Genomic DNA, 25277 nt, shown 5'->3' on the forward strand with positions numbered 1-25277 from the left:
GCTTATGTTTAAAAATGCAATTGTTCGGACACCGGGTCAATCCGTTATTGACGGCATTGACGATTATGCTGATTTAGGAACCCCAGATTACACTAAGGCACTTGCGGAACACCAAGCTTACGTGAAAGCGTTGGAAAGCTTAGGTGTTAAGGTGACGGTCTTAGATGCCCTGGAAGCTTACCCAGATTCTTGCTTCGTTGAGGATCCAGCGGTGGTGGTAACTGGTAAATTTGCAGTGATCACCAACCCAGCTAAGCAGTCACGGAATGGCGAACGTGAAGCCATTAAATCCGCCATTCAAGCGAACTATTTAGCAGAACAAATCTTTGAGATCACTGCACCAGCGACCCTTGAAGGTGGCGACGTGATGCAGGTTGAAGATACGTTCTACATTGGTCTGTCAGCCCGGACGAACCAAGCCGGCATTGACCAATTTACGGCGATTGCCAAACAGTTTGACATGGCAGTTGTTGCGGTACCGGTTAAGCAGGTGCTGCATTTGAAGACCGGTGTGACTTACATGGGCAACAACCAAATGTTAGTTTCAGGTGAATACATTGACCACCCAGCATTCGCAGCTTTCAAGCAACTGAAGGTACCAGCGGGTGAAGACTACGCAGTTAATTGCATCCAAAATGGCGACAAAGTATTAATGCCAGCAGGTTTCCCAGGTGTTAAAGCCTTATTAACGGGTGCCGGCTTGTCAGTGGTTGAGGCTGAAATGTCGGAGTTTGAGAAGATTGACGGCGGGTTGACTTGTTTGTCGTTGAGATTTTAGAGAGCGCAAAAAAAGCGTTTAGAGCATGAAATATAAGGGCGGCCCCAGTAAAACTACCGGTTTTTGGTTGTTTTACTGGGGCCGCTCTTATATGCAACGCTCTGCCTTTTTTTGCGCATTTCGGCGTGGTAGCCTAAAAGAAGCAACGTTGGCAAGCTGCACAATATAACCGATTATTTGGAAAAGTAAAGCTGACACAGAGCCGAAACAAACGTAATAGCGAAGCACGTCGCCAGCCTCGCATCATTACATTAAAGCGGGGCCAACACGCTATCTTTACATCACTTAGTATCAAAGACCTGCAATCAGTCAAGCTAAAACAACTACGATGAATGTACAAATAAATCACAAACCGCCACCAATTTAGCAGAATTTTTACCAAATGAGTGGGCTTGAGGGCTGATTTAAATTAAACAAACGACTAGACGACAAGAGCGATTTAACCGAATAATCAAGTTAAGGTTCGAAAAAAAACTAAAATATACATTATTTAACCAAATTAATGCATAAAATAAATTGACCACCCACCTGAACCGCCAACTATAATTTCGAATACGTAAAAATCAAGCACCTAATACTGCTTACAATTGAGTACCGATTGCTGGAACCAACCAATCACTTAATTTGCCACTCAAAAAAGTTAACCCGCTTTCATTTGACCACTTTAACTAAAAAGTAGTATTTTCATGTCTACTATCAAAAAATCAGTGAAAACGCATTGCTTTCTCGGTAAGAGTTAGGTACACTGAACGAACTGGTTAATATGAATTGTGCACAACTTGACGATACTGTATTAACAATGGCTGAGGTTGAGCATGATGGTAACCGTTTAGTGACCACCCAGCAATACCTAACGAATAAACGAATTGAATACCCGGTCATCATTAGCCGGGATCTTGGGGGGACTAGCGTGATAATACAACGCTAGTAAGTGCTGGTCATCAGCGGTTACTAGAGGCTAACTATCGCGTTTTTTCGTGTGAACAGGGGAGGGACTAGGATGCAGCAACGTAACTGGAACGGGTTGATCATCATCATCTTTTTACTAACACTGGTTAGCAGTGGGTGGCTTTCAAGCGTTCACGCGCAAGCTGAAACGACAACTGATCAAGCACCAAGTGAACGAGATAAAACTAGTTTAGGTTACCTCGTTACCCATAATTATGCGCTGGGAGCGGCGTCTAACTTTAACCTGTTTGCAACGAATAACTACGTTCAGGCGAATAGCGTTGATAACGCCCGAATCGCGGCCAATCACTTTCAACTGAACAACTGGGAAAAGTCGATTGGCTGGAATCAACAAGTTGATGGGATGGACTCGCACATGCTGGTGGTGAATCAATTAGCGGACGATTCAAATACGCTGTCGACCCGGCTAGCGACCGACCAAACTGCCGGCGTTTTTGCAGCTGAGGCCGACGATACCAAGTCGTTGACGAACACGGCCGGTCAAGCAATCAAACCGGACGCGCTCAGTTCGGTGACGGACTTTGCTGATAATGGCATCAGTTCATTTGAAGATGCCGCCAAACAGTTATCGGATTTAAGTGATTTTTACAATTCACCTGAACAGCTAAAGGCAACCTTTTCCAGCGATTTTCTAAACATCAAGGATATTCCCGAAAGTGAGATTAGTGGGGTCAGGGGATTGATACCACGATTACCGATTCGGGCCAACACCAATTACTTGTCGTGAACATCCCAGTCACCGAAGCGAAACAGCTCCGGAAAAACTACACGGATATCACCATTAACATTGATTACATTACGAAGGAAAAAACGGAACCGGTCGTGATTTTGAATTTTCCAAAATTGACCGATACATTGGAATTTTACAGCAGTAACGATACGGTTAACGTCACGTACGGCCCAGAAGGCGACCAGACCCAGATCAAAGATAAAAACCATTTGTTATTAAACTTTGACCGGTTATCGACCCTCGGATTTAATAACAAGTTCGTTGGTAGTGTCATGGCGCCAAATACCGACGTGACGATTCACAATTTGAACACCAACATCACGGCGTTAGCGGCCAAAAACATTGCCGTGGACAGTTCGGTCAACACGGATGGCGCTCAAGGCGTTTTCAACCCGACCGACTTTAGTGATCCGAAAAACGCTGCGGATAATACCGAAGAAACCAAAAAAGTTAACGCTACTGCCCGGTGGAAGGGCGCTAGCGGGGATCAATCCAGTTTGTCATTTGACCAACCCGCGGTACTGGATACCCAGTTTGGGTACTACGACGCAACCGACTACTACGTGAGTTGGCAGGGGTATAAGAATGCCAAACTATATGTGTCGGGCGATAATCAAAAAACTTGGCGGTTGCTGAAAAATAGCCAGCAACCGGCCGTTAGTGGCGAAGGCGTTTTTGATTCAACCACTAACGGGACGGCGTTTTATCCCAGTCGAGGTATCGCTATCGTTCAGTCGGTAGCGGATGGCCGCATCACGTTTAGTACGGCGACCACCCGAACGATTGATTTTGCGTTGGCGACCGATAACCCAGGGACTAGTGGTGTGACGAAACTTTGGTCAAGTAACATCACGTATAATTTGGCGCCGTTTAAGTTATCGGTACCCACTCAGGTTGCCTTTGACCAAATTACGAGTGCGAATGCCAGTGACTTGACGGTGGTGCCAAAAGTTGCGCCACAGGTCATGGCGGTTAACGCAAGCCATGTGCCGTATCAGCTGTCGGTTAAGGGGGATGCCAGTGTGGCGGAACCAAAAACGGCCGACCAAAACGTTTTTTTAGGATCAAATCAGTTCACGTATCAAGATGATGGGCTAGTGGCGTTGATGACCGATGCGAAACAGTTGCTTAGCGTGACGCCCACCGCTAGTGATGCCGCCGATTCGTATAACACTAGGCTTCGAGCGGCAGCCTTAAACGAAACCACGAGTAATCTAAACGGGTTTCAACTTTAAGTGCCATTAGCCATGCAGCAAATTCATGCCAGCGTTGGGCTAACGTGGCAGTTAACTTTAACAGGTCAAACCATTAATTAACTACTTATATCATTTTAGGAGGATTTTAATTATGAAGCAGTCAGTATGGTTAGGATTAGCAAGTATCGCAATTTTAGCAGGTTTAGGGGTAACGGGGATTACCGCGCATGCTGATGACATTAGTGCAACGACGTCTCAGACAACAGCCGGTACCAGCAAAGCCACGTTTAACGTTGAAGACGGCGACTTATCAATTGGTAAGATTGACTCGGATACGGCGTTTGATTTTGGGTCGTACAAGTTGTCCGATTTTGGTAAAAACCAAAAGTTGATCCTAAAGTCGAGTTCCAATCTACCAAAAATTAGTGTGACAAACTACAACACAACGGTTAGTGGTTGGACTTTAACGGCCAAAGCAGATCCGTTTAAATCTACAGATGGGAACGTCACTTTGGATAACGTCGTCTTTAACCTAGGACTAACGGGTGCAACGACTAAGGAGAGCAACCTCGATGACGCTGAGGATACTTATACGGGTGCCGATGCGGGTAAGGCTGCCAAGGCAGCCAGTGCGACAGATATCATGGGTGTTAGCGCAAAGGTGTTGAGTGGCTCACCAGCGTTAGGGGTATCAACGGCGAGTGTTGATTCATCAGCAACTAACCTAGACATTTCAGGGGTTGGTTTGGCACAATTAGCAGGTGCTAAAAATTACCAGTCAACGGTAACTTGGACGTTGAACCAAACCCCAACGGCCGCCGCTGCGGAATAAACAATCGGTAACTGAATCGGCGTTAACGCTGGTTTTCGTCATGATAACAGGAGTATAAGATGTTAAAAAAATGGTTTTTGGTCCTTGCGGTGCTTGCTGGGATGGTTGGCTTGTCAGGGCAAACTGCACAAGCTGCTAGCACGACTAGTGGGATGGGCTTTAGCGTTAAGCCGTTACTCATCAGCACCAGATTAATCGGGCAGCCGGGTATTTTCAATTACTCGTCAAACCCGGTCAAACGGAACGGTTGTCGTTAAAAGTACACAACCAAGCGGATAAAAGACGTAAGATTCAGGTGGCGCCGGTAAGTGCGTACACGAACGATAACGGCGTGATTGCCTATAAGCCAACCGTTAAGGCCAAGCTGGTTGCTAAGCAGTCACAGTTCGCACGGTTGGTATCGGCAGCGCAAACCGTAACGTTGGCGCCAAATGCAACCCGCACGGTAACCTTTACCGTGAAAACTCCAAGTGGCCATTTTAGCGGGTTGATCGACGGTGGCTTTCGGGTTCGAGCATTAGGCGAAACGACCACCACTTCCGTTAAGAAGGGGTTCAGTATTCAAAACCGGTACGAAACGGTTGTTGGTGTCACGTTACAACAACGCAAGCAAGCCGTTTCACCGGTCGTACAAGTTGGGACCATTAAACCGGCCAAGGTCAACGGTCAATTAGTGGCGTTAGCGAACGTTCAAAACATTGAACCAGCACTATTTGGTAAAATGACGATTGATGCGAAGGTGACCAATGACGCTAACCAGACGGTCGCACATCACAAGCAAACCGACCTTGCATGGCGCCTAACTCGGCGTTCAACTACCACATGGGCTGGCAACCGAAAACGATTAAACCCGGGAAATACCACTTGGCATTAGTGGCCACTTCCGGCACGCAACGTTGGACGGTCAACCGGGACTTCACGATTACCCGGGCACAAGCTTCGACGTTAAATCCAAAGACGGCGATGTCTTACTGGTGGCTCTGGCTCATCATTGCTTGATCGTCATTGTAGCAATTTGGGCGATTTTACGACATCGGCAACAGAAACAGCAGTAATGTGAAGCTTCTTCATATGAATAAAACGTATGAAACAATCCTTGGCTAAGTTTCAACGGATAAGTAAAGGCCCCGTAGATTTCTAATTTTGAAATCTACGGGGCCTTTGCCTAATTTGGTTGCATAAGATGTTACGCTTTTTTGAAGTGGACGATTGCCTTGAAATCAGCAATTAGTTTACTTTGTATGATGACATGTTTTAGTGATAGCTGTTGTCGTTTGTGTCCAGCGTAAGCATATTTAGTTCGTGAAGTACGATGATTCTGGTTTTCTATAGTGGGAGGCTGCCGCGGGAGGCTCCGGCGCTATGCGGGGACTGGAACGCAGTGGCGGTCCTACGAGCTAGGAATGGCTGAGAACCGCCATGCCGGATCTCTCCGGACCCGCGTATGACTAAGGCACTCGCACCCCGAACCCCACGGGGCACGATTGCCCAAGTCATACCGACACTGCTGAGCCCCGCGCGCCTCCGCCTCCCGCTACATAGTGAGTTGTCGACAACTACAACAGCTAACTACCACATGCTGAAGTTGACGAAACTGTATGACCACAACGTTCGATCATAACCCAACAACTGCAAGAAACGATAGTAGTCAATGTTCAGTAACCGCAACGAGGCAACGATTGCGCATTATTAGATTGGCCAGTCGTACGTCGCGTTTGCGTTGACTTAATGCCGTTACGTTGTCATTCTGCGTCGCTGTTAATTCTTCGCGATTCTGAAACGTTAGCTGATGATCAATTCTGTCGTTTGCCGAATCAGCGTTAGTGTTATTGTAATACCGCCGCAAGTTGTCCAGTTAAGCACTTGAGATGGTCTACAATAGTGCCTGCCTGCACATGGTGAGATGGAGGTAAGCGACTAGGTGTATGCTGTGTCGCGATAATTGGTGGTTGTTGACAATCTTCCAACAACCGCCAATTATCGGGGACGAATCTAAGACTCGCACGGGTTTTGGCGAGGCTTAGATTCGAGGTCTGAGACCGCCCTTTGGCTCAGACCGGCCCCACAGCAGGAACCTAGTCGCATACCGGAATCGCCAGTCCACGCAAATCACCGAACTTCACAAACTAAACAGAAGAATGCTTACGCTGGACACAAACGACAGTCAAAAAAGCCCTTGAACGTTTTTCTCCAAGGGCTTCTTATCGACGATTGCAACGACCGCTAATCGGTTGACTTCAACCGCGCATACTCGTAATTAACGAGACCGGATGGTGAAATCGAAAAGCGACTGACGCGGTTATTTAGCAGGTAGGCTTGACCAGCTTGGAACACACCGGCGGATGGGACTTCCTTTTCCATGAGGTAGCGTTCGGTCCGCTGAATCATTTGCCAACGTTTGGCCGGGTTGTTACTATTAGCCTGATTGATCAAACGATCCGCTTTATTGCTGGTGTAGCCGGTAATATTGAGTTGGCTACCGGTTTTATAGAAGGTGAGGAAGTTGTAAGGATCTGTATCGGCTGGGGTCCAGGTTGAGAACACCAATTGGTATTTACCCGCTGCTTCCATGGCGACCCGTTTGGCAAGTGACACGGTTTTAATGGTGATTTTTAGGCCGGGTAGATTATGCTCCAACTGGCCCTTCAAGAAGCTGGCACTGACTTTAGCGGTGTTATTATCCGCTACGAGGAGGGTCAACGAGACGTGTTGGGTGCCGAGCTGTTTTTTCGCGATAGCCCACTGTTGGCTGGCCTTGGTTAAGTTATAGGTTTCCAGATTACCAGTATCGGTTCGATAATCGACCCCCTGAGGTGATTTGGCGAGATTCTTGGGAATCAGGCCATTGAGCGGAATGGCACCATCTTTTAGTTTACTTTGCGTTAGCAGATGCTTGTCGTAAGCTTGCGCGATCGCTCGACGAAGGTGAACGTTAGTGGTGTCTCCCATGCTGGTGTTAAAAAAGATGTAAGCGGAGGTTAACGTTGACATCATTTTCAGATTATTAGAGTTGGTGTAGTGGGAAACGTCATCAGGAGAAAGTGGCGCATAGTCAAGCTTGCCGGCTGTAAATTGGTCGGCTAATTTTTTGGCATTAGCGGTTACCGAAAATTGACTTGATTCAATTTGACGTGGTGACTAAGGCGGTAATCAGGTTCTTGACGTACGACCAATCATGGTCAGTCGCGCCAGACCAGCCGCTGATTTTGAACGGCCCGTCTGACAGGACGTGAGTTGCGGAATTGCCGTATTCGGCACCTAATTTTTTAGCAAATTGCTGATTGATCGGTAGCGTTGGGGCATCGGCAAGCAACTGATCCAGATAAGGGGTTGGGGCGTTGAGCTTAACTTGAAGGTGGTTTTGGTTGATGGCCTTCACACCAAGCGCAGTGACTGGTTTAGTACCGGTTCGAACGCTTCGCCATTTTTAAGAAAATCCATCCGGGAAGCGTTTCGCGAATTAGTTTTCGGGTTAGCTAATCGGCGCCATGCATAAACGAAATCGCCAGCGGTGACTCGGTCACCATTGCTCCACTTGAAGTCGCGAAGTGTAAAGACGTAGGTTAAGCCATCCTTACTTTTCGTGGGGTGACCGTCACTGATTGCCGGCGTGATTTTATTTTGGCCATTATAACGGTATAAGCCAACTAGGGTAGATACGAGCGCTTCGTATGCTTCATGGGAGGTGTAGGTGCTACTATCAAGGGTTTCAATGGGCGTGCTCGTTCCTACGCGGAGGGTGGTCGTGTGAACAGCTTGGGTACTATCAGGAATGTCTCGAATATAAAATCCGGTGGTAAGCATGACGACAAGGCCAACAGCGAGGCTGATTTGAAGTGTGGTTTTAAGTTGCATGAGCGCAAAGTCCTTTCGTACCGAATTGATGAGTGGCAAAGTGACCCCATGATTCGGACTAAATATAGGTATGTATATTCTTATTCTAAGCCTTGACTTATGATTCGCAAATGATAAATAATAAAGACAAACTATTTTTTTACGGAGGCCGACATGTTTGACTGGGGTAATTGGGTCATCCAAACAGTCATCGCGGCGTTTTTTATCTCTGGTTTCGTGGTGTTTAGTAACCAGGGACTCGCCGCTCTTGAAAATAAACGAAAACAACTCGGCTTCCTGACCAATTTCAGGGAACCGGTCGTAGCGACCAGCTTCATCTTTGCGATGGCAGGTTTTTGCGAACTTGCGCAGTACTGGAATCCAAGCAATGAGGCTGCCTATTTGAACTGGGCACTCTACATTTTATTTATGCCGCTATTACGAAACGTTGTTCGACCGGTGGAATACAGCATTCGTTGTTTAGGAATCCTCGTGTTTTGGATTGCAAATAACAACGTCCGCAACCCGCTGTTCTACCTATCATTGGTTTTCATTGCCGTGATACTGGGCTTTATTTACCGGTGGCGGCGTGAAATTAACCGTAGTTGGTTGATTCGAATGGAAGTTGTCCTCTGGATCGCCTTAGATTTTTGGCTTCAGCAGACGCAAATGACGGTGATTTCAGTCGCGATGAGTGTGGTCATGTTTTTGCTGGTCAACATCTTCACCATGTTCTACTGGTCGTCCGAACGAATCACGGAATTGGAACGGCATCAGTTGGAACAACGGGTCAACCGCGATGAACTGACCCGAGTTGGGAGTTTCTTTGCGTTTAAGAGTGACAGCTTGACTAAGATTGGCATCGCGAGAAGTGAGGATGCACCGTTAACATTATTAATGTTTGATATTGACTACTTTAAGGCGGTTAATGACACCTACGGCCATATGGCTGGAAACCATATTTTGGCGAAGACGGCGATGTTAATTGCGACTGAATTGAAACAGTATCCGCAGCTACAACCGAGCTTCTACCGAACTGGTGGGGAAGAGTTCAATATTATCTTCATGGCGGATGCTGCTGATACGTTATTTGCAGCTAAAGCGATTCAAAAACGCATTCGCCAGCACCAATTTCACTTTGAAAACCAAACGATTACGGTGACGTTGTCGATGGGCGTCACGGCACTGACTCGAGACGATATGAGTTTTGAGGACGTGTATGAGCGAGCAGATCAGAATTTGTACCTATCTAAGCAGGGCGGTCGCGACCAAATTACGGTTGAAGGGCAGTCAATTGCTTAGACTGGGAAGTTAGAGGAGCCATATGATGCTTATCATCATACGGCTCCTTTCAGTTAGAATCGAAATTGAGGAGAGTATGAGATGCGCGGATGGGGTATAGTGAGTGGTTTAGTAATGCTATTGTTAACGGGCTGCGGTGCTAAAACGACCGCCACCCAGCAGTTAAACTGGGGTGAAAAAGCGCCGTTGCAGACGATTGATCCAGCTAAGGTGGCCGATGTGGTCAGCAGTACAACGGTGAATAACTTGGATGAAGGCCTGTTTCGAATTGGCCAGAATGCCAAAGTAAAACCCGGGGTTGCCCAACATTACAAGGTTTCAGCAGATGGTAAAACGTGGACGTTTCAGTTACGGAAAACGGCAAAGTGGAGTAACGGCGATCCCGTGACGGCGCGGGACTTTGTTTACGGCTGGCGACGAACGGTGACGCCAGCGACTAAGTCTCAATATGCCTACCTTTTTGACCACGTTGCGAATGCAACGGCAATTACAGCCGGTAAGAAGCGGCCTAGCCAGTTGGGCATCAAAGCAGTTGGTCAGCGAAAGTTAGTGGTGACGTTGACGCGGGCGCAACCGTATTTTAAAACGCTATTGGGCACCGCTGCGTTCTTCCCGCAGCATCAAGCAACGGTCACTAAATACGGTCGCAAGTACGCCACCCGCGCCAATCGCGCAGTGTACAACGGTCCTTTTAAACTCGTGAAGTGGACCGGGACCGGCAAACAGTGGACGTTACAGCGCAATCCGAAGTACTGGGATGCCAAAGCAGTTCGGCTACACCAGGTGAACGTTTCGGTCATGTCAGATCAACGCACTTGGCTGAATCAGTATCAGGCTGGTAAAGTGGATGCGGTGACGCTGGATGGCACCCAGTATGCTCAGTACCGAAACTCAAAGGACGTGCACCTTCGACGGGGTGCGGCAACGTTCTTTTTGGAAATGCAACAACGGCATGGCCTATTGAAACAGCGACGAGCGCGGCAAGCATTATCCTTGGCAATTAATCGTCGGGAACTTGTGAAGAACGTGTTAGCGGATGGCTCAGCAGTGCCAGCTGGGTTTATTCCCAGAGGATTGATGCGGTATCGGGGAACCGACTTTGCGGCGGCCTCGCGGGTGCCGCAAGCGACTGCCACGAATTTAACGAAGGCCCGGCAACTTTGGCGCCAAGCGTTGAAAGCCAGTGGCCGGTCACACGTTACGTTGTCACTATTGGCGGATGATACGCCAGTGGGGAAAGCGACCGCGGAATTTTTGCAGAGTGAATTGGAACGGTTGCCAGGCTTAACGGTCAAACCAGTGACGGTGCCGTTCAACGTTCGGTTAAGTCGGTCGCAAGCGGGGCAATTTGATCTACTCGTGAATGGCTGGATCGCCAACGTCCCCGATGCCAGTTCGTTCAGTAATTTGATGACGACAACGAACAGTTACAATCATGGTGGTTGGTCAAACGCCGTGTATGACCAAGCAGTCAAACAGGCTGATGTGCAAGACGCTAACCGACCGGCAGCCCGGTGGCGGGATTTAGTGACGGCTGAAAAACAACTCATGACGGATCAGGGTGTGATTCCACTGTATCAGCGGGTGCAGGCCCAGTTAGTGCGACCACGAGTGAAGAGGTTAGTTTACTTCCCGTTGGGGGCGCAGTGGGACTTTAGTGAGAGTGTGATTACTCGGAAATAGTATTTTGTCCGATTACGTTTCAAAAGATAGACGAATCCCCCTACAGGTTTCTAGTTAAAAGAAGCTTGTAGGGGGATTTGTTTGTTTAGTGGACACGCAACTATAACTCTGGTAACAATCGATGCGTAAAGAACGTGCCTTGCCCAATGTGAATGCCGATGCTTTGCGCCAGTGCCAGATCCTTAGTTGTTTGCATATTCTTCAAAGTCAAGTAGACGTGGTGTTGGTCGGCCAGTTGTTTAAGGGCGAACAATGACTGCTGACTAGTTTTAGCTATCCCATGTTCATCGTGGCAGAGTCGGTAGGTGATGCCATCGACCTTTGACAGGAATGGAGGCAGATCAGTTAAGGCAGTCGTTGCGTCATCCACTAAGATGGTAAGCTTGAGGTGCACTTGGTGGTAGCGTGGAATGGCCTGTTGAATCTCGGTTAAGTGGTCCAGGTCAAGTCGGAATAACACGACAGCTTCGTTGATCCATGCGTGGTCGGTGATTGCTTGGGCAATTTCGGTCGTGATCGCTGGATCGATGAAGCGACTCGTTGGCGTGTAGATCACGACCTGATCCGTGTTTGTGTGTCGCAATGAGGTCATTAGAAACGACATAAAGACCTGACTGGATAAAATTGATTGCGGCAGAAGCTGCCAACGTTTCGCTTCGTTGTTAAAATGCTGGGTGGAAACTTCGGTACCTAAACTTGCTTGGTGATCCAAATCAACGATGGGTTGCGCCACGAGCGCCCAGAGAAAGTTAGTAATTGGGCGGTCGCTTTGCCACAGGGTGTGACCGTCTTGGGTGATGGTATCACGACCGCGGTGCTTAGATTGATAGAGATTATCATCGACGCGTTTATAAAGGGTATCGGCAGTGTCGGTGAGCCGTCTAAATCCCGTCAGGCCAGCAGACAGTGTTACGGCAATGTCATCATCACCGACCGTGAAGGGGGTGCGTCGAATGGCCTGCCAGCAGTCCTTTAAGATGGGAAGAATGGCATCAGGCGCTTGATCTGGAAAAATGAGGTTAAACTCTTCGCCACCAGTTCGATAAACCTGATAGGTCACGTTGGGATGCGTACTTAGCGACTGCTTTAGCCGGGTCAAAACGGCAGTCAAAATGATATTGCCAGCCAGATGGCCGTAGCGGTCGTTAATGGTTTTGAAGTGGTCAATATCAAGCATCGCTAAGGTTAATGGTGTCTGATTCTGGTGTGCCTGACTGATATAGTGTTGAATATCACGCCGAAAAAGGGCGTAGGTTTTAGCATTCGTTAGCGCATCGAAGTTTGCTCGTTGTTCAAGCCGGTCATGTTGACGATCCTGACGATACAGGGACAACCAGTAAAAGTAGTTGAAGAGGTTGATCAGCATGAACGTTGCAACTAGTCCCAGTGTGGTGAGGGTAAGGGTTCGGATGCTGGTGATCCAGTAGGCATTTGAAATCACGAGTGCAACAGCGCCATTAGCAGCGGCGTTATAGTGACAAATCGTTTGCCAGCGGTAGATGACCGCCATTGTGATGATTGCAACGGCGACACCGACCAATAGTGGCGTTAACGAACTGCCAAGGTGGTTGAAGACCCAAAAGGCCAGCAAAGCGCCACATCGAAACAGGTACCCGGAGCGGGTCACGTGGTCATCAAGAAGTGGGAACACGAGGACAAAGAGTTGGATGTTTTCGTAAATGCGATAATTGCTGGGATCGACCCACAATGCGAATTGAAGGACAATGGCAATGAAGAGCATTAAAAAACTGAGCCGTTGCCGCCGTTTTGTTGGTGAAACGCCGGTATGGTTCATTGCAGTGTGCCAGATTTGATTGTAGTAGGTAATGTAGCCAACGATAAACAGGATGGAGGTCGAGAGGTCGGCTAACCAGCGGAAGAATCCCATAAGTGATGACGTCCTTTGCGTGCAAAATAACGACGTTCAAGTTGAGCGCCGGTGATGAAGTTACAAGTAATAGATAGTGTCACAAGTATAGCATGAATTAGTTAAAATACAGAACTGGATAAGATAAAATAAACTCATCGTTAAACTTAAATCAGGGCTAACGGCATTGTTTAAGTCAGGTTAAGCAGGAATTGAAGTATACAACGGTGTGTGCCCAAGCCGGACGAGTCTTCACAATTGCTATGGAATCAGGTACTATAAACAGAGTATCTACTTTGTAACGGAAAGGTGATTGAAATGGCGCACTGGGAATTATGGATCGTCCACCTGCTGCTATCGGTCGGGATGATTACCGGCTACATTGTTTATGCGGGCTATGGCTGGCAGTTAGTTAGTGGCCGCTATCAAGCGCAATGGACGGCACGGCTATCTCAGAACGCGATCCGGCTAGTTTTGCCGCTGATGAATCTGGTGGTTGTCGTGCTCATGATGATTGCCAAAGTCAGTCATGCAACCAGTCCGCGATTTTTTGATAACGTGGCGTTTGTCATTTTAGTGGCGGCGTTGCTAGATGATCACCTGAAGATCAGCGACTATTTGCTCAGGGTCCTGATGTTGTTGGGTTTCTTTGGCCAACAGCTCATTATTGGCCACGAAACAGTGCTTAGTATCTGGTTGAATATCGCTGCGCTAGTGGTTGGACTCGGGTTAGTCCGGGTCTTTCAGCCCGTGATGCGACGCCATTACTCATTGCACTTACTGTTAATTTTGGGCGCTTGGGCGATTTTCTGGTTGCCACAGAGTAACGTTCGTGCCGAGGCATTATTGCGGTCATTGTTAACGTTGCTGGCAATGATGACGAGTATTTTCTTTTTCTGGCGAGATTGGGAACGCCGGCACCGCGATCAGCAACGGCTGGAGAAACGCGCGACAATTGATGATTTGACGCAAACGCTGAGTTTTTCTCAGTTTAGAGAAGATTTAATGGTGGCTGCGGATACGGTGAGCACCCAATCACAACTCACGATGCTCGCAATGGTGGACATTGATTATTTCAAAGCCGTCAATGATGATTTTGGCCACTTAGCGGGTGACCGAATGTTGCAGGAAGTGGCGGCAATTCTCAAAAGTCAGGCGGCCAGTCAGTCGTTTCCGGCGACCGTCTACCGAACCGGTGGTGAAGAATTTAGTCTATTAATGACGGTGACCCACCAAGATGAAGCGACAGCGTTAGTTCAGGATTGTTGGCAACGAATTCGAGAACGGCGGTTTCAGTTTCAGCAATCACAATTGCGATTGTCGATTTCGGCGGGCGTGACCCAGCTAAGACCTGATGATCGTGCAATTGATGATGCCATTAAGCGCTCTGATGACAGCTATATCTATCCAAACGTCGGGGACGAGATACCGTTACCATCGATGGTCAATCATTGGCGACAGTGGATCACCAGACGTTGATGAACGTTTACGATTACTATTCTCAGCCGGTTGTTGAGTTAGCAACGGGTGAGACCAAGGCCAACGAACTCCAGATTCAACTTTTTGACCAGCAGGTGGGTTATTGGCAGCAGGTACTGGTATTTCCAACGATTAGCGAGGTGCTCCTTGAAATGGCGCAAGCGACGATTGATAAGTTGCCGGGCGATGTCATTTTAAGTTTATCGGATGAGCAATTTTTAGATCCACGGTTGGCGGATGCGCTGATTCAATTTGCGAACGCGCAGTATCCGAAACGGTTGGTGATTCAGGTAAAACAACTTGGAAAGACGGATGCGTTTAAAGCACAGCTGCGACGTTACCGATCCCAACATATCTGGTTATTATCGATGCCGTGGTTGGACGTGCTAACCTCACCTCGACGAGCAATGTTGCGCCGGGCTTTACCAGAGGTGAATGTGGTTAAGTTTGATTTGCAGAAACTTCGGGATCAGTATCCGCAACGCAACGATGTGATTCAGTTCATCCATGAGTGGCAGCAATTAACCACAGAGGCCGGCGTACGGCTGATGCTTTCTGGAATCGATAGCGTCAATGATGAGCAGTTTGCTAAACAACTGGCGATTAATTACGTCCAAGGCAATTTCTATGCACAACCGGAATTACCACGATTATAAGTGATTGGTATAGCATCGATGACGGCCGTGATGGCAACGATTATCAACCGTTGTTGGGCCAAATTGTTATTAGTGACAAATGAACGTGAAAAGCCTAATTAATTAAAGTTTTATTGGCCTGAATGAAGACACATGTTAGAATATAATTATGGTTAATGGTTGGTTTTGGTATCCGGGTTCTTTTGTATCCTGAGCTGAATACCGGTTGTTAATTGAAATGGTCTACCATTAATTGATCGTGTGATAACGAGATTGCTAGTGCTTTGAAAAAAGACGGCATCATTTAGAAAGGAAGTGAGGGCGCCGTGTTCACGTTTTTTAGACAACCAAAGTTTTCGGGTGTTACAGCGGATAATCAACAACCAGTTGGGTATGAGCTATTTATTCGTGAGTATCAGGATCATCGCTGGGTACTACCAACCGATTTCGATGCCATTACGGCAACTGAAATTGAATCCTTGTTAACCACCACCCTCAGTCAGGTTCCTGAAACGATTCAATTGATCTCGTTTAATCTGGAGCAGTCTCAGTTTATTCAGTCCGAATACGCTGAGATGGTTGCACGGGTGCAAGCGACAACTTCAGTTAAAATTTATACGGAGTTAACAGAACGCTCGAATCCGCAAGTAACAAGCGACCAATTATTAGCAGGAGCAAAGCGGTTTTCAGCGTTAGGACTACTGGTATGTATTGATGACGTTGGGACGGGCGTGAACACCTTGAACTTAGCCCTTAAGCTCGATGAGTATGTGAACGAGTACAAGTTTGCCTTTCAAAATTTACGGCCCTTTAACGCAATCGACGACATTGCCGATCAGTTGGATTTTTGGTACCAATTTGCACAGGAACAGCACAAGACGATTGCCATTGAAGGCGTGGAGAGCAAAGCGGAACTGGAGCAGGTGCGCCGCGACTACCCGTGTGAAATTATTCAGGGTTATTATTTAGGGAAGCCCACGCGACTACTGGCTGAACCGCAAATTTCGGTATTTGATGATTATGAGTAATTGCAATTATAATAAAAACGGCATCCAGAATTCCCGTTTCGGAGCTCTGGATGCGTTTTAAATTGGTTTATAATGAAGCGATTAGTCAGCCAGTTTGGCTAATGCGTCAATTTGATCAAAAAATGCATCGGCATGAACGTTGGTGACAAAGGTCACGTCACGACCAGTTTCACTGATGAAAGTTCGGCCCGCAGCCGGCCCTTCGGCAATCACATCACTCTTAATTGGTTTTGAATCAACGAGTTCAGGGTAGCGACTGACTAAGGTTGTCAAACGTCCCAGAGGTAGTAGGTCGAGTTGGCTTCAAATGAATGAACTAGCGAGTATCCCTGACCGATGAGATCAATAGCCGGGTAGCGCCGTTGGGTTGCCCAGCGTGCTCGCAATTCTGGGGTCAATGGGACTTGATCAGTACTATCAAGACTGACGACCGTGATGTTAAGTGGTGATTCCCAGACGGCTTTAACGGCCTCCGCGTCCCAGTAGGCGTTCCATTCCATCGTGCCATCCTGTTCGGGTTCGGCAACGTTGCCTGGTTATTCATCGCGCCGCCCATCCAAAAGAGGCGGTCAATGTTATCGACAATGGTTGGATCAACGGCAAGTGCCCGAGCAAGATCGGTTAAAGGACCGGTCATCACGAGGGTAACGGGTTGCGCCGACGCTTTGATCTTAGTAATCATGTCGAGGTGAGCGGGTTGATCTGCCAACGGTGTTTTAGGCGCACCATGTTCGTTTAAAATTGGAAAGTCATCGAATGAAAAGGCACTTAGACGCCATTCTTTCGGAAATTGGTGAACGGCCCGAGAATTTGATCTTGCAACGGCCGTTGGCTTGCGCCCCTCGTGGCCGAACCGGTCGATAATTTTTCGGGAAGCCGATGAAGCCGGTTCCACGTAACCATCGGCATCGATTACGCCAACCCCCAGTAAGTTCACATCTGGCATTTGAAGTAATAGTAGTAAGGAAACTAAGTCATCGACGTTGCCGTCGTGGTCAAAATAAACGTTGCGCATAGTGTGCCTCCTAGCAGTTTTGTTTTAGTATGACTAAAAAGCTAGTCATGGTCAAGCGGGTGACAAGCTAGCTCATCAATCTACAAGTAGGCAGTATCAAAAATCAATCAATTACCATTAACTAATAATCAACCTAGACTTTAAAAAATCTCAGTGTTAGCAAGGTTTACGTCTTTATTTACAGTCGTTCAATTAGTAAAGCGCTTACCGAAAAAAGACTAAGTAACAAAAAAAGTTAAAAAAGTCCTTGCTAATCGAATAAGGGATATGTATAATAAACTGTGAACGTAAGTTGTGTTTAATTAATTAAATAAAATTGCTCAGCACTAAAGTCAACATTTTAGTGACACGACCCGGACAGGAGAGAGACCTGGCCGGGTCGTTGTGCTTTCAGGGCTATTTTTTAAGAAATTGAATGCAAACTTCATAACTAAATTACCTTTTGTAAAGTTGTTCCAACACTTGTAGTTAAATGGTGACCCCCCAGTTAACTGTAACAAATTCGGCCGACGATTTTCGTCGATTAAAGAGTGGCTCTTCAGGTTCATTGATCGTGGTAATTGACGATGTCTCCGTCAATTGTCCTCAATACCCAGACCTGAAAAGCGGTAATAACCTCAAATTTGTAATTTAAAGAGCGATTAATAAACTAAAAAACGACCCATTACGAGTGTTATATGTCGTAGTGGATCGTTTTTTGTTATTTTTTAAAAAAAAAATTCACTGAAAACTTCACAGAATCTTCATATTTGACCAAGCAATTTAGAAACCATCAAAACTGACTTAAACGTTGATATAACAATGCTTATAGTCCGGGGAATTGTTGAAATGCTTCAAGTACCATTTTCACAAAGATTTTGGCTCATTTTTTGTAACTTTGCTGTAATGGTAATCGCCGAAAGCCCATGATAGCATACTGTTGTTGTGTTACTTATTGGGGGGTCAATAACCAACTACACGGGGACAACTTTATTTTGTTTCACCTGTTTCATATGGGAAGTACATTACATCTATAATGTACGATTGATTTTGGAGCTGAACGAAAAAGCTGATAGTAAATAACTCTGGTTTTAATAAAAGGAGACCTATCAGTTCATGAAGAAACGTTCATTAAGTTTATTAATCGCAGTCGCAGCAGTTACTTTAATTGCAGTTTTGAGTTTTGTATCACCAGTTCAAACTAAGAGTGCCACTCGTGCTCAAATCACTACCGATGTTGATGCAACGGAAGCCGTTAAGCACGATGTTCAAGCTGCTAAAACCGTATCATTGAAGAGTATGTCATACGCTATCAAGGGTAGCGGTTCAACTGCTTCAACACCAGCTGCAAAACGTTGGACTAGCAAGACGATCACTTACAAGATCAGTGGTAGTTCTTCTTACTACAAGGCTGTTTGGAACGCCGCAGTTAGTCACTGGAACAAAGCCGGTGTCGTTAACTTGGTTCCTACTACTGGTAAGGCTGACATTAACTTGGCTACTAGCAACGCACCTAAGAGTGCCGCAGCCGGTGTCGTTGGTGTAACTTACTCGTCATACTACAGCAACAAGTCATTAAACGGCTTGAAGGTTTTGGCAAGTGCTAAGTCATACGTTTACCGTGATGTTTCAACGAAGTACCACTACTCACAAGTTGAACGGGCCCACGTTGCTGAACATGAATTGGGCCATGCTTTAGGGTTGGAACATGCAACACCAAAGCACGCTATCATGTACTACGCAACTCGTGATCAAACCATTACCACTTCTGATGTTAAGGGTTTGGCTCAAAGCTACAAATAAGCTGATATTTTTGAAATAAAGCGGATCGTTAGTCTAATCTAGCTCAGGGGTGAGATGGATTAACTAGGATGCGACAAGCAAACGGTTAGAGACAGCCGGGTTGTTTGAAAGAAATAAGCGATAAAACCTAATTTTATTAGGTCTAAAACAATAATTCAAAAACGGGACTCGAATTTCTAAATCTGAAATTTGAGTCCCATTTTTGGATTATCATGATTAATGATTAATTGATGACAACCAATCGAAAACTTCTTGGGTACTAGCAACAATAACATCAGCGAGTTCTTTAGCGTTAAAGGCGTTCGTTACCCAAGCCGATACGGTGAGGAGAATCTTATCGCTAAAATGCCATAGTAAATGCCGTAACCATCTTCGCTAGTCGGGGCAAATGAAAAATTATCGATGATGTCATAAGGAATTCCAGTTGTTGAGAAAAAATCCGTTTGAAGTTGCGCTAACAAGTCGCTATTAAAAAATGCAGCTGCGGCCGGAAAAGCGTTCGCACCCCCATTCGCTAACATCATCTCTCGTAGGCCAAGGAGGTGACGTTCAACGCCGAAACCTTGTTGTGCGAGTTTGATTCGCTCTGAGTGTTCGGCTACGGCAGTATCAAAGGCCGCTTTAACGGTGTCATCACGCTGGTCAGTAGTAAAGGCCTCAACGAACGCTTTTTTGCCAGCGTTGATTCCACGAGCATTTTCAGTTCGTCCTTGATAGAACCCGCGCATCGAAACGGGTTCGTAGATGCTCCGCCAACCACCGGTGATGCGGTATTCTGCGAGAGCTAATGCGGTGTGGAAAAATGCGTCTGGACTGACGCCAAGCGCTTTTAACTGAGTTTTACCGAAAGTCGAGATTGCGGCCGCCGCAAATTCGAGTTGATCCGCAATGGTTTGGTTATGATGTTCAGCTTCAACGAGGGCTTCTTTTTCGAAATGATTGAGGTGCCAATTGAGTTCAGTCACCTGAGAGATGCCAATTTGGTCATGATCGGGGTGGCTCAAATCATTAACGACTTCTGAAATCAAATTGAGTGCCGGCACCCCATCGATATCACTGTGCTCAAAGGCAATTCCGAGCCCGTTCTCGCCGTCTAGGACTAGTTGTAGGGTCTTATCAAAGAATTGGTTATGAGGCCCTAAAAGCGTCCTTTTGAGGCTTGCTGATTCTTCACGATTGGCGAGTGTTAACGTGAGAATACTGTTACTGATTCGATTTAAGTTTGCACGATTTAAGGGGTCAGCGCGAAGCTGGTCATGGATCTCTGCGGCAGTGTCGCGATCAAGTCCGGTGTAACTGCCAATGAAGAATGGATCTCGTTTTTGAAGCGCTAAAATGTTGCGTAAGTTTTCCGTTAAAGCCGAAAGTGACGCAATTTGACCATCGGCGTCGATGACTTGAAGTTGATAAACGGTGTTGCGAACAATCACAGTGACTTCCACATCAGTGAGTGTTGGGCGGTAGTGCGTTAATCGGTCTTGGTTAGGTTGGGGAAGTCGTTGCGTGCGAAAGAAATTTTGGTAGTAACTCATGTCTAATGGCATCCCAGAACGAGTCGTTTCAACTGGCGCCTCCTCACTAGCGTACCGGTAGTACTGTTTGGCAAAATTCTGAAGTAAGCGGGCTGCTAAAACGATCGGTTCAAGTTCTGGCAGGGAGGTGGGGGCAATCGTTAGCGCAAAGTTAGAAGTGCTCTGAATGGGTGCGCGACTGGTGAGGTAACTTGTTCGCCAAAGCGGCGCAAGCCAGCTGGCGTTAGTTTCTTGCCAATGTTGGACAAGTTTAGCTTGTAGATATGGGGCATCGGTTTGTTCAAAATCTGAGATTAACTGTGCTAACTTGGCCTGCTCGGCAGTCCCTAAAAGCGGCGTCAACCACTCAATGAGGCGAGAAAGGGTGTCGGAAAGTTCTGGAAGTGGTAGTTTAGGGAGCTTGTTAATGAGCTCGGTTGTATATTTGCCAGTCATATTAGTCCCTCTTTTCTTCAAAGGCGAGTTTAACGATCCAGCCAATCAAGGCAATAAAACCAATAATGAGTAACGACCCAATTAAGTTTTGGCCGTATGACTGGTGAGTGAGGGTTTTATCCCACGGGAAATCTGGTTTTGGAACCAGTTTTGTCGCAAGTTGAATGATTGCAAGCATAATCGTAACCTCCTATTGATCTTGGCGACGTGGACGAGTGATCAGGCCGGCCTTGTAATCAGCCTGCATCTGACGGTACATACCTGAAATTGAAAGAAAGATGAAGAACATGAACGGAATCCCGATAATGACACCAACAGCTTTGATGCCATCGAGGGTGCCGGTCACGATGTTCGCGAACGCAATCATCGTGGTGATGATCGACCAGAGAATCGTGCGATTACGAGGCGCGTTTTCAGGACCGTTGCTGGTCATGATACTGATTGAGATCATGGATGACGTCGTTGCCGTTGCCAAGAAGATGACAACCAGAAGTAAGAATACAATTCCGGTGATACTGAAGCCTGGTAGTTGTTGCAGAACCATGATGAATGACAGGTAGACGTTCGGGATTTTCGGCGATAAATTTCAAAATCTTGCCATCGCCGAAAAAGGCATCCCAAAAACCGTTACCAGCAAAGACACTAAACCAGATAATCAAAAAGAACGTTGGGACTAAGATCGACATTGTCACGATTTGGCGGATGGTACGACCCTTGGAGATTCTAGCAATGAAGATGCCTAAAAACGGGGTCCAAGAAACCCACCAAATGGTGATGGTGTTCGGCCATGAATCAAACCAAGTTTGGTCTTGGAAGGGGAAGGTGGTAAAGGCAACTGGAACCACATCCAAGAAGGCATGACGAATATTTTCCGTGACAAGACGCATAATCATTGGGGCGTCGCTGAGCAGGAAAACGAAAATCATGAGACCAATTGCAACGATGGTATTGATTTCGCCCAAGCGGCCCATTCCTTTTTGAATCGGTAGAACGGCAGCGCCGGTATAAATCACAAACATAATGACGAGTAAAATTAATGAATCAGAAAGTTGTTCGAATTTTTGGCCAGTAATGGCAGTAAAAGCGTTTTGCATCTGAAAGATACCAATCGCAATGTGGGCGGCAATCGTGAGGGAGGCCGCACCGGCAGCGGTGATACTGGTGATCATCGCAACGGAGTGACCCCACTTTTTATCAGAAAAGCCGTTTTCAATTGGGGTCCCTGGCAGAAATTTAGCACCTTTATAATAGGCAAAATAACCAATGACTAGCCCAGCCATCGTATAAATGGCCCAAGCGGGGAGTCCCCAAATGAACATACTATATTTGAACCCATTTTCGGCTGCTTGTGCTGGTGAGGTCCCAGCTGCAGCGATTCCTTGTGGTGATTGCAGGTAGTGAACAAGGGGCTCGGCCACCCCGAAATTAACGATGCCAATCCCAATGCCGGCAGTAAATAACGTACCGATCCAGGCGAAGGTGCTCAGTTCAGGTTTGTCTTCGGGTCGACCTAACTTAACGTGACCGAACTTGCCGAACGCTAAATATAGGCAAATAAAAAGTAAGATGATCGGCATCGGCATCGTAAACCAGCTAAAGGTCTGGTTGTATAGTCCGAGCCAGTGCCAAAGGGTCGATGTCATGCCAATTGGTCTAGCAACGGCCCAAATAGAAAAGATTCCGGTAAAGATAATGGAACCCCAAAAAACGGTGGCGTTTTTCCCTAATAAACGCTTCATAAATAATTCCCCTCTTTTCGATAAATGTCTGAAAAACAAGTGACGTCAATCGCTCTCTTATGCGGATATTATCGCATGAGAGATTGACTTAGTCATGGATTTTTACTCGAAAATCGAGGCTTTTTTCAGTTGGTTTTCATGTAATGTTGGCATAATGGAATTCATGTTTCATTCGATATATATAATCAAAAATATAAGCCATTATCGAAAATGGTATAGTTTTGGATAGTGCCGGTTGCCGTTACCCACCTTCAAGAAAAACGTGGTATTCTGAAGAAGAAACTAGTTTGAAATGGGGAATGATGATGACGATGCTAGCGACTGCGAGTCGATTTTTATTGTTAACGGAGCGAATTGAACAAAAACCACTATTGAGAACCCGATTTACGAATCAGGCGTATTTTGTGTTGGCGGCGATCTTTGATCTAATTACACAAGGGGTACTTGGCGTTGAGAACCAGCGATTAGTCGTTCGTGATGCCGCACGATTAGCAGGCCTGCCAGATTCGCTGGGTGATTTAAAGCGTGACATCCAAAAGACACAACCGGATAACGCGCTTGAAACATCATTATCACTAATTACGAGCTGGGATGTTGCTAATAGTACTTATGATGCGGTGGGCGCGGAGCTACTAGAAGAGAAGCGAGTTGAACGGGTTATTTTTCAAAATAATTTGAAACCACACGTCATCTACGAACCAACGAGTAGTAGCCGACAACAAATGGTGGATTGGCTAACCAATCAATTAACAACGCTGACACCAACTCAGTCGGGGCTGGATCTCATTGTGATTTTGCTACAGTTAGACGCAATGAAGTGGGTTGTCTCTGACGCGGATGACCGAGTTGCTAACTTTAAACAACGAGTCTCGACTAACGGACAGTTCCTATCACGACAGGCGATTGCTGAAACCGCGGCTGAGGTGATTACGCAAAAACGGTTTTGGTTAGATTCGTGGTTGAGCTAAGAGCCGTAATTCGTAATGAAAAATCGGGTAGAGTAGGTTATGATGTGAACTTGTTCGCCTATTTGTAGGGTTTAAACCGCAGTAATTGCTACAAATAGCACTACTGGTGGGCGTTGAAAGTGAATGTGTGAGTTAAATTAACGTGAATAAATTATGAAATTGATTAGTATTTATCTATTGATTTTTTGTAAAAAAAGGTGCTTTTTTAGTAAATCGATTGACTAGAAACGAAACTAACCCTTGATATGACAAGTTTAGTGCGACATCCAATAATATTTGTCTTTTTTATTAATATAAGATTGTGTTTGTTAAAAAACTATGCTAAAATCACTTCATAACTAAGAACAAAAACTTGTAATTGAATGTAAATGCTCAGTTTTAGTTAATTGCTAAGACACGACCCGTTCTTGGGAGCAGTAATGCTTGCCAATGATGGGTCGTTTTTTGTTCTTATTTAAGAAATCGCTGCCATTTCCGGGGGAAACAGAGATGGTAGGGATGACGAAATGAAAAAGCCTACTATGAGAGTTGAAGATGCTATCGCGTGTTTGAAGGTTTAGTTGAGTGGAGTCACTAACCTTTGAGTATATCGTTTCAGATATGGAGTCTGAAATTGATTGGGGATTGGACGCCCCTGATAGTATCGTCCACCATGGTTGGAGGCCACTGTTGTTGCTAAGATCGATATGGGGATATCGATTGGTCATTCGGTACGTTTGTAGGTTAGCGCAGTTCTGCGCAGCACATATAGAGTCAGCGACGTTAATTCTTGGAGGAATTAATGAATCTGGTGCTATGAGTTGCTTGTGGCACCATCTCATTAAAAAAGCGTCCGCACGATCACTGATTGGTGATTGTGCGGACGCTTTTTTATGCTGTTTTTAGGAAAAAAGACAAAAAGAAAACCTGTCCGGGGGAGGACAGGTTTTACACATAGGAGTAGGCATTTTCGTGATGGGGTTCACGAAAATATTAATTTTACTTTGGAGGAGTAAAATGAAAAAGCTTACTTAATATCTAAAATCTATTGTTTAAATATTAGGTATGCTATTAATATAAAGCCTAATTGTGAAGAAAGTGTGAAGATGGCATAACAAACACGTAACTGTTACAGTAAAAATACTAGTTTATGCCATGAATAGTTGTTAATATGAATTAATTATAGGCGATTAAATTGCGATAATAGGCGACTATTTGCCATCTAATTGTATGATGCAATTACTGTTATATCAGTGAATATAGTACTTATAAATTAAAAAATGTCCCGATAATTGATTAACCTGGTTAATCAATCGTTAAATGTGACAAGTCTGTAATATTTCAAAAACGTTACAGAATAGTGATGAAGTTGATGACAATTAGTTTTGATTACAAGTGCCAATTTAGGCTGTTTTTGAAGCAAGAGTTGGCAATATTTTGTAATAGTGTTATAGTGTACTAGAAAGATAGTACACATTGAGGAGGCGAGTTCAA

General features: G+C 46.0%; 20 protein-coding genes and 2 pseudogenes. 13 read left to right on the forward strand and 9 right to left on the reverse strand.

Translation table 11 applies throughout. The features are described 5' to 3' along the window. Nucleotides 1-4 precede the first annotated feature (4 nt). From JCM2765_RS02110 to JCM2765_RS02135, 6 genes and pseudogenes are all read left to right on the forward strand, one after another. Nucleotides 5-778 (forward strand): dimethylarginine dimethylaminohydrolase family protein, encoded by a 774-nt coding sequence (locus JCM2765_RS02110; RefSeq protein WP_054733179.1) that lies wholly within the window; start codon nt 5-7, stop codon nt 776-778. A gap of 1000 nt (nt 779-1778) precedes the next feature. Then, complete coding sequence (locus tag JCM2765_RS02115; RefSeq protein ID WP_054733182.1) at nt 1779-2474, forward strand: hypothetical protein; 696 nt, start codon at nt 1779-1781, stop codon at nt 2472-2474. Next, the gene (locus tag JCM2765_RS02120; RefSeq protein WP_054733185.1) at nt 2471-3712 is read left to right on the forward strand and encodes a hypothetical protein; all 1242 of its coding nucleotides are present in this window, start codon (nt 2471-2473) and stop codon (nt 3710-3712) included. The genes JCM2765_RS02115 and JCM2765_RS02120 overlap by 4 nt, the downstream gene beginning before the upstream one ends. Nucleotides 3713-3824: 112 nt before the next feature. After that, nucleotides 3825-4505 carry a WxL domain-containing protein gene (locus tag JCM2765_RS02125; RefSeq protein WP_054733188.1) on the forward strand — a complete coding sequence of 227 codons (681 nt, stop codon included), beginning with the start codon at nt 3825-3827 and terminating at the stop codon, nt 4503-4505. Between the two features lie 59 nt (nt 4506-4564). Continuing rightward, complete coding sequence (locus JCM2765_RS02130; RefSeq protein WP_054733191.1) at nt 4565-4762, forward strand: hypothetical protein; 198 nt, start codon at nt 4565-4567, stop codon at nt 4760-4762. Beyond that, nucleotides 4696-5504: pseudogene (locus JCM2765_RS02135) on the forward strand (WxLIP family cell surface protein). The gene JCM2765_RS02130 and the pseudogene JCM2765_RS02135 overlap by 67 nt, the downstream one beginning before the upstream one ends. 1224 nt (nt 5505-6728) lie before the next feature. On the opposite strand, the gene JCM2765_RS02140 reads toward JCM2765_RS02135, so the two are convergent. From JCM2765_RS02140 to JCM2765_RS02150, 3 genes are read right to left on the reverse strand one after another with little or no spacing between them, the layout of a single operon-like run. Next, on the reverse strand, nt 6729-7631 hold the full coding sequence (locus JCM2765_RS02140; protein WP_082404955.1) for an ABC transporter substrate-binding protein: 903 nt from the start codon (nt 7629-7631) through the stop codon (nt 6729-6731). Then, on the reverse strand, nt 7627-7884 hold the full coding sequence (locus JCM2765_RS02145; RefSeq protein ID WP_054733199.1) for a hypothetical protein: 258 nt from the start codon (nt 7882-7884) through the stop codon (nt 7627-7629). Before JCM2765_RS02145 ends, JCM2765_RS02140 begins: the two co-directional genes overlap by 5 nt. Further along, complete coding sequence (locus JCM2765_RS02150) at nt 7881-8360, reverse strand: ABC transporter substrate-binding protein (protein WP_054733201.1); 480 nt, start codon at nt 8358-8360, stop codon at nt 7881-7883. The genes JCM2765_RS02145 and JCM2765_RS02150 overlap by 4 nt, the downstream gene beginning before the upstream one ends. Before the next feature lie 153 nt (nt 8361-8513). Between JCM2765_RS02150 and JCM2765_RS02155 the strand changes: the two genes are divergently transcribed. Continuing rightward, nucleotides 8514-9641, forward strand: coding sequence for a GGDEF domain-containing protein (locus JCM2765_RS02155; RefSeq protein WP_054733203.1), 1128 nt, complete (start codon nt 8514-8516; stop codon nt 9639-9641). A gap of 99 nt (nt 9642-9740) precedes the next feature. Continuing rightward, nucleotides 9741-11324 carry a peptide ABC transporter substrate-binding protein gene (locus JCM2765_RS02160; protein ID WP_225351920.1) on the forward strand — a complete coding sequence of 528 codons (1584 nt, stop codon included), beginning with the start codon at nt 9741-9743 and terminating at the stop codon, nt 11322-11324. Nucleotides 11325-11424: 100 nt separating this feature from the next. On the opposite strand, the gene JCM2765_RS02165 is transcribed toward JCM2765_RS02160, so the two are convergent. Beyond that, entirely contained in the window at nt 11425-13212 is a 1788-nt protein-coding gene (locus JCM2765_RS02165) for a bifunctional diguanylate cyclase/phosphodiesterase (protein ID WP_054733209.1), read from the reverse strand. Between the two features lie 297 nt (nt 13213-13509). Between JCM2765_RS02165 and JCM2765_RS02170 the strand changes: the two genes are divergently transcribed. The 3 genes from JCM2765_RS02170 (at nt 13510) to JCM2765_RS02180 (ending at nt 16333) form a co-directional block, all read left to right on the forward strand. After that, nucleotides 13510-14670 carry a GGDEF domain-containing protein gene (locus JCM2765_RS02170; RefSeq protein ID WP_054733212.1) on the forward strand — a complete coding sequence of 387 codons (1161 nt, stop codon included), beginning with the start codon at nt 13510-13512 and terminating at the stop codon, nt 14668-14670. After that, the gene (locus JCM2765_RS02175) at nt 14652-15326 is read left to right on the forward strand and encodes an EAL domain-containing protein (RefSeq protein WP_054733215.1); all 675 of its coding nucleotides are present in this window, start codon (nt 14652-14654) and stop codon (nt 15324-15326) included. Before JCM2765_RS02170 ends, JCM2765_RS02175 begins: the two co-directional genes overlap by 19 nt. A 305-nt stretch (nt 15327-15631) precedes the next feature. Further along, nucleotides 15632-16333: an EAL domain-containing protein gene (locus JCM2765_RS02180; RefSeq protein ID WP_054733218.1), complete on the forward strand. Its 702-nt coding sequence runs from the start codon at nt 15632-15634 to the stop codon at nt 16331-16333. Nucleotides 16334-16414: 81 nt separating this feature from the next. Here JCM2765_RS02180 and JCM2765_RS02185 read toward each other — a convergent pair. Next, nucleotides 16415-17348, reverse strand: a pseudogene (locus JCM2765_RS02185) (nucleoside hydrolase). A 1095-nt stretch (nt 17349-18443) separates the two neighbouring features. Here JCM2765_RS02185 and JCM2765_RS02190 point away from each other — a divergent pair. Continuing rightward, nucleotides 18444-19130 (forward strand): matrixin family metalloprotease, encoded by a 687-nt coding sequence (locus JCM2765_RS02190; protein WP_054733221.1) that lies wholly within the window; start codon nt 18444-18446, stop codon nt 19128-19130. Nucleotides 19131-19435: 305 nt separating this feature from the next. Here the strand turns inward: JCM2765_RS02190 and JCM2765_RS02195 are convergent, their stop codons facing one another. From JCM2765_RS02195 to JCM2765_RS02205, 4 genes are read right to left on the reverse strand one after another with little or no spacing between them, the layout of a single operon-like run. Continuing rightward, nucleotides 19436-21097 (reverse strand): choline/carnitine O-acyltransferase, encoded by a 1662-nt coding sequence (locus tag JCM2765_RS02195; RefSeq protein WP_054733223.1) that lies wholly within the window; start codon nt 21095-21097, stop codon nt 19436-19438. 1 nt (nt 21098) lies between these two features. Then, nucleotides 21099-21275: a hypothetical protein gene (locus JCM2765_RS16975; protein WP_156301642.1), complete on the reverse strand. Its 177-nt coding sequence runs from the start codon at nt 21273-21275 to the stop codon at nt 21099-21101. Nucleotides 21276-21287: 12 nt separating this feature from the next. After that, complete coding sequence (locus JCM2765_RS18630; RefSeq protein WP_263849290.1) at nt 21288-21611, reverse strand: BCCT family transporter; 324 nt, start codon at nt 21609-21611, stop codon at nt 21288-21290. Beyond that, on the reverse strand, nt 21511-22836 hold the full coding sequence (locus tag JCM2765_RS02205; RefSeq protein ID WP_054733229.1) for a BCCT family transporter: 1326 nt from the start codon (nt 22834-22836) through the stop codon (nt 21511-21513). The genes JCM2765_RS18630 and JCM2765_RS02205 overlap by 101 nt, the downstream gene beginning before the upstream one ends. Nucleotides 22837-23123: 287 nt before the next feature. Here JCM2765_RS02205 and JCM2765_RS02210 point away from each other — a divergent pair, with 287 nt between their 5' ends. Continuing rightward, the gene (locus JCM2765_RS02210) at nt 23124-23804 is read left to right on the forward strand and encodes a hypothetical protein (RefSeq protein ID WP_156301643.1); all 681 of its coding nucleotides are present in this window, start codon (nt 23124-23126) and stop codon (nt 23802-23804) included. Nucleotides 23805-25277: the final 1473 nt, after the last annotated feature.

The sequence above is a fragment of the Secundilactobacillus similis DSM 23365 = JCM 2765 genome, from assembly GCF_001311075.1.
Taxonomy (GTDB): domain Bacteria; phylum Bacillota; class Bacilli; order Lactobacillales; family Lactobacillaceae; genus Secundilactobacillus; species Secundilactobacillus similis.

What these genes read in the sequence shown, in the direction of transcription:
- JCM2765_RS02110 (WP_054733179.1), top strand. Translation starts at nt 5, where the DNA reads ATGTTTAAAAATGCAATTGTTCGGACACCGGGTCAATCCGTTATTGAC.
- JCM2765_RS02115 (WP_054733182.1), top strand. Translation starts at nt 1,779, where the DNA reads ATGCAGCAACGTAACTGGAACGGGTTGATCATCATCATCTTTTTACTA.
- JCM2765_RS02125 (WP_054733188.1), top strand. Translation starts at nt 3,825, where the DNA reads ATGAAGCAGTCAGTATGGTTAGGATTAGCAAGTATCGCAATTTTAGCA.
- JCM2765_RS02130 (WP_054733191.1), top strand. Translation starts at nt 4,565, where the DNA reads ATGTTAAAAAAATGGTTTTTGGTCCTTGCGGTGCTTGCTGGGATGGTT.
- JCM2765_RS02150 (WP_054733201.1), bottom strand. Translation starts at nt 8,360, where the DNA reads ATGCAACTTAAAACCACACTTCAAATCAGCCTCGCTGTTGGCCTTGTC.
- JCM2765_RS02155 (WP_054733203.1), top strand. Translation starts at nt 8,514, where the DNA reads ATGTTTGACTGGGGTAATTGGGTCATCCAAACAGTCATCGCGGCGTTT.
- JCM2765_RS02165 (WP_054733209.1), bottom strand. Translation starts at nt 13,212, where the DNA reads ATGGGATTCTTCCGCTGGTTAGCCGACCTCTCGACCTCCATCCTGTTT.
- JCM2765_RS02170 (WP_054733212.1), top strand. Translation starts at nt 13,510, where the DNA reads ATGGCGCACTGGGAATTATGGATCGTCCACCTGCTGCTATCGGTCGGG.
- JCM2765_RS02190 (WP_054733221.1), top strand. Translation starts at nt 18,444, where the DNA reads ATGAAGAAACGTTCATTAAGTTTATTAATCGCAGTCGCAGCAGTTACT.
- JCM2765_RS02195 (WP_054733223.1), bottom strand. Translation starts at nt 21,097, where the DNA reads ATGACTGGCAAATATACAACCGAGCTCATTAACAAGCTCCCTAAACTA.
- JCM2765_RS16975 (WP_156301642.1), bottom strand. Translation starts at nt 21,275, where the DNA reads ATGCTTGCAATCATTCAACTTGCGACAAAACTGGTTCCAAAACCAGAT.
- JCM2765_RS02205 (WP_054733229.1), bottom strand. Translation starts at nt 22,836, where the DNA reads ATGAAGCGTTTATTAGGGAAAAACGCCACCGTTTTTTGGGGTTCCATT.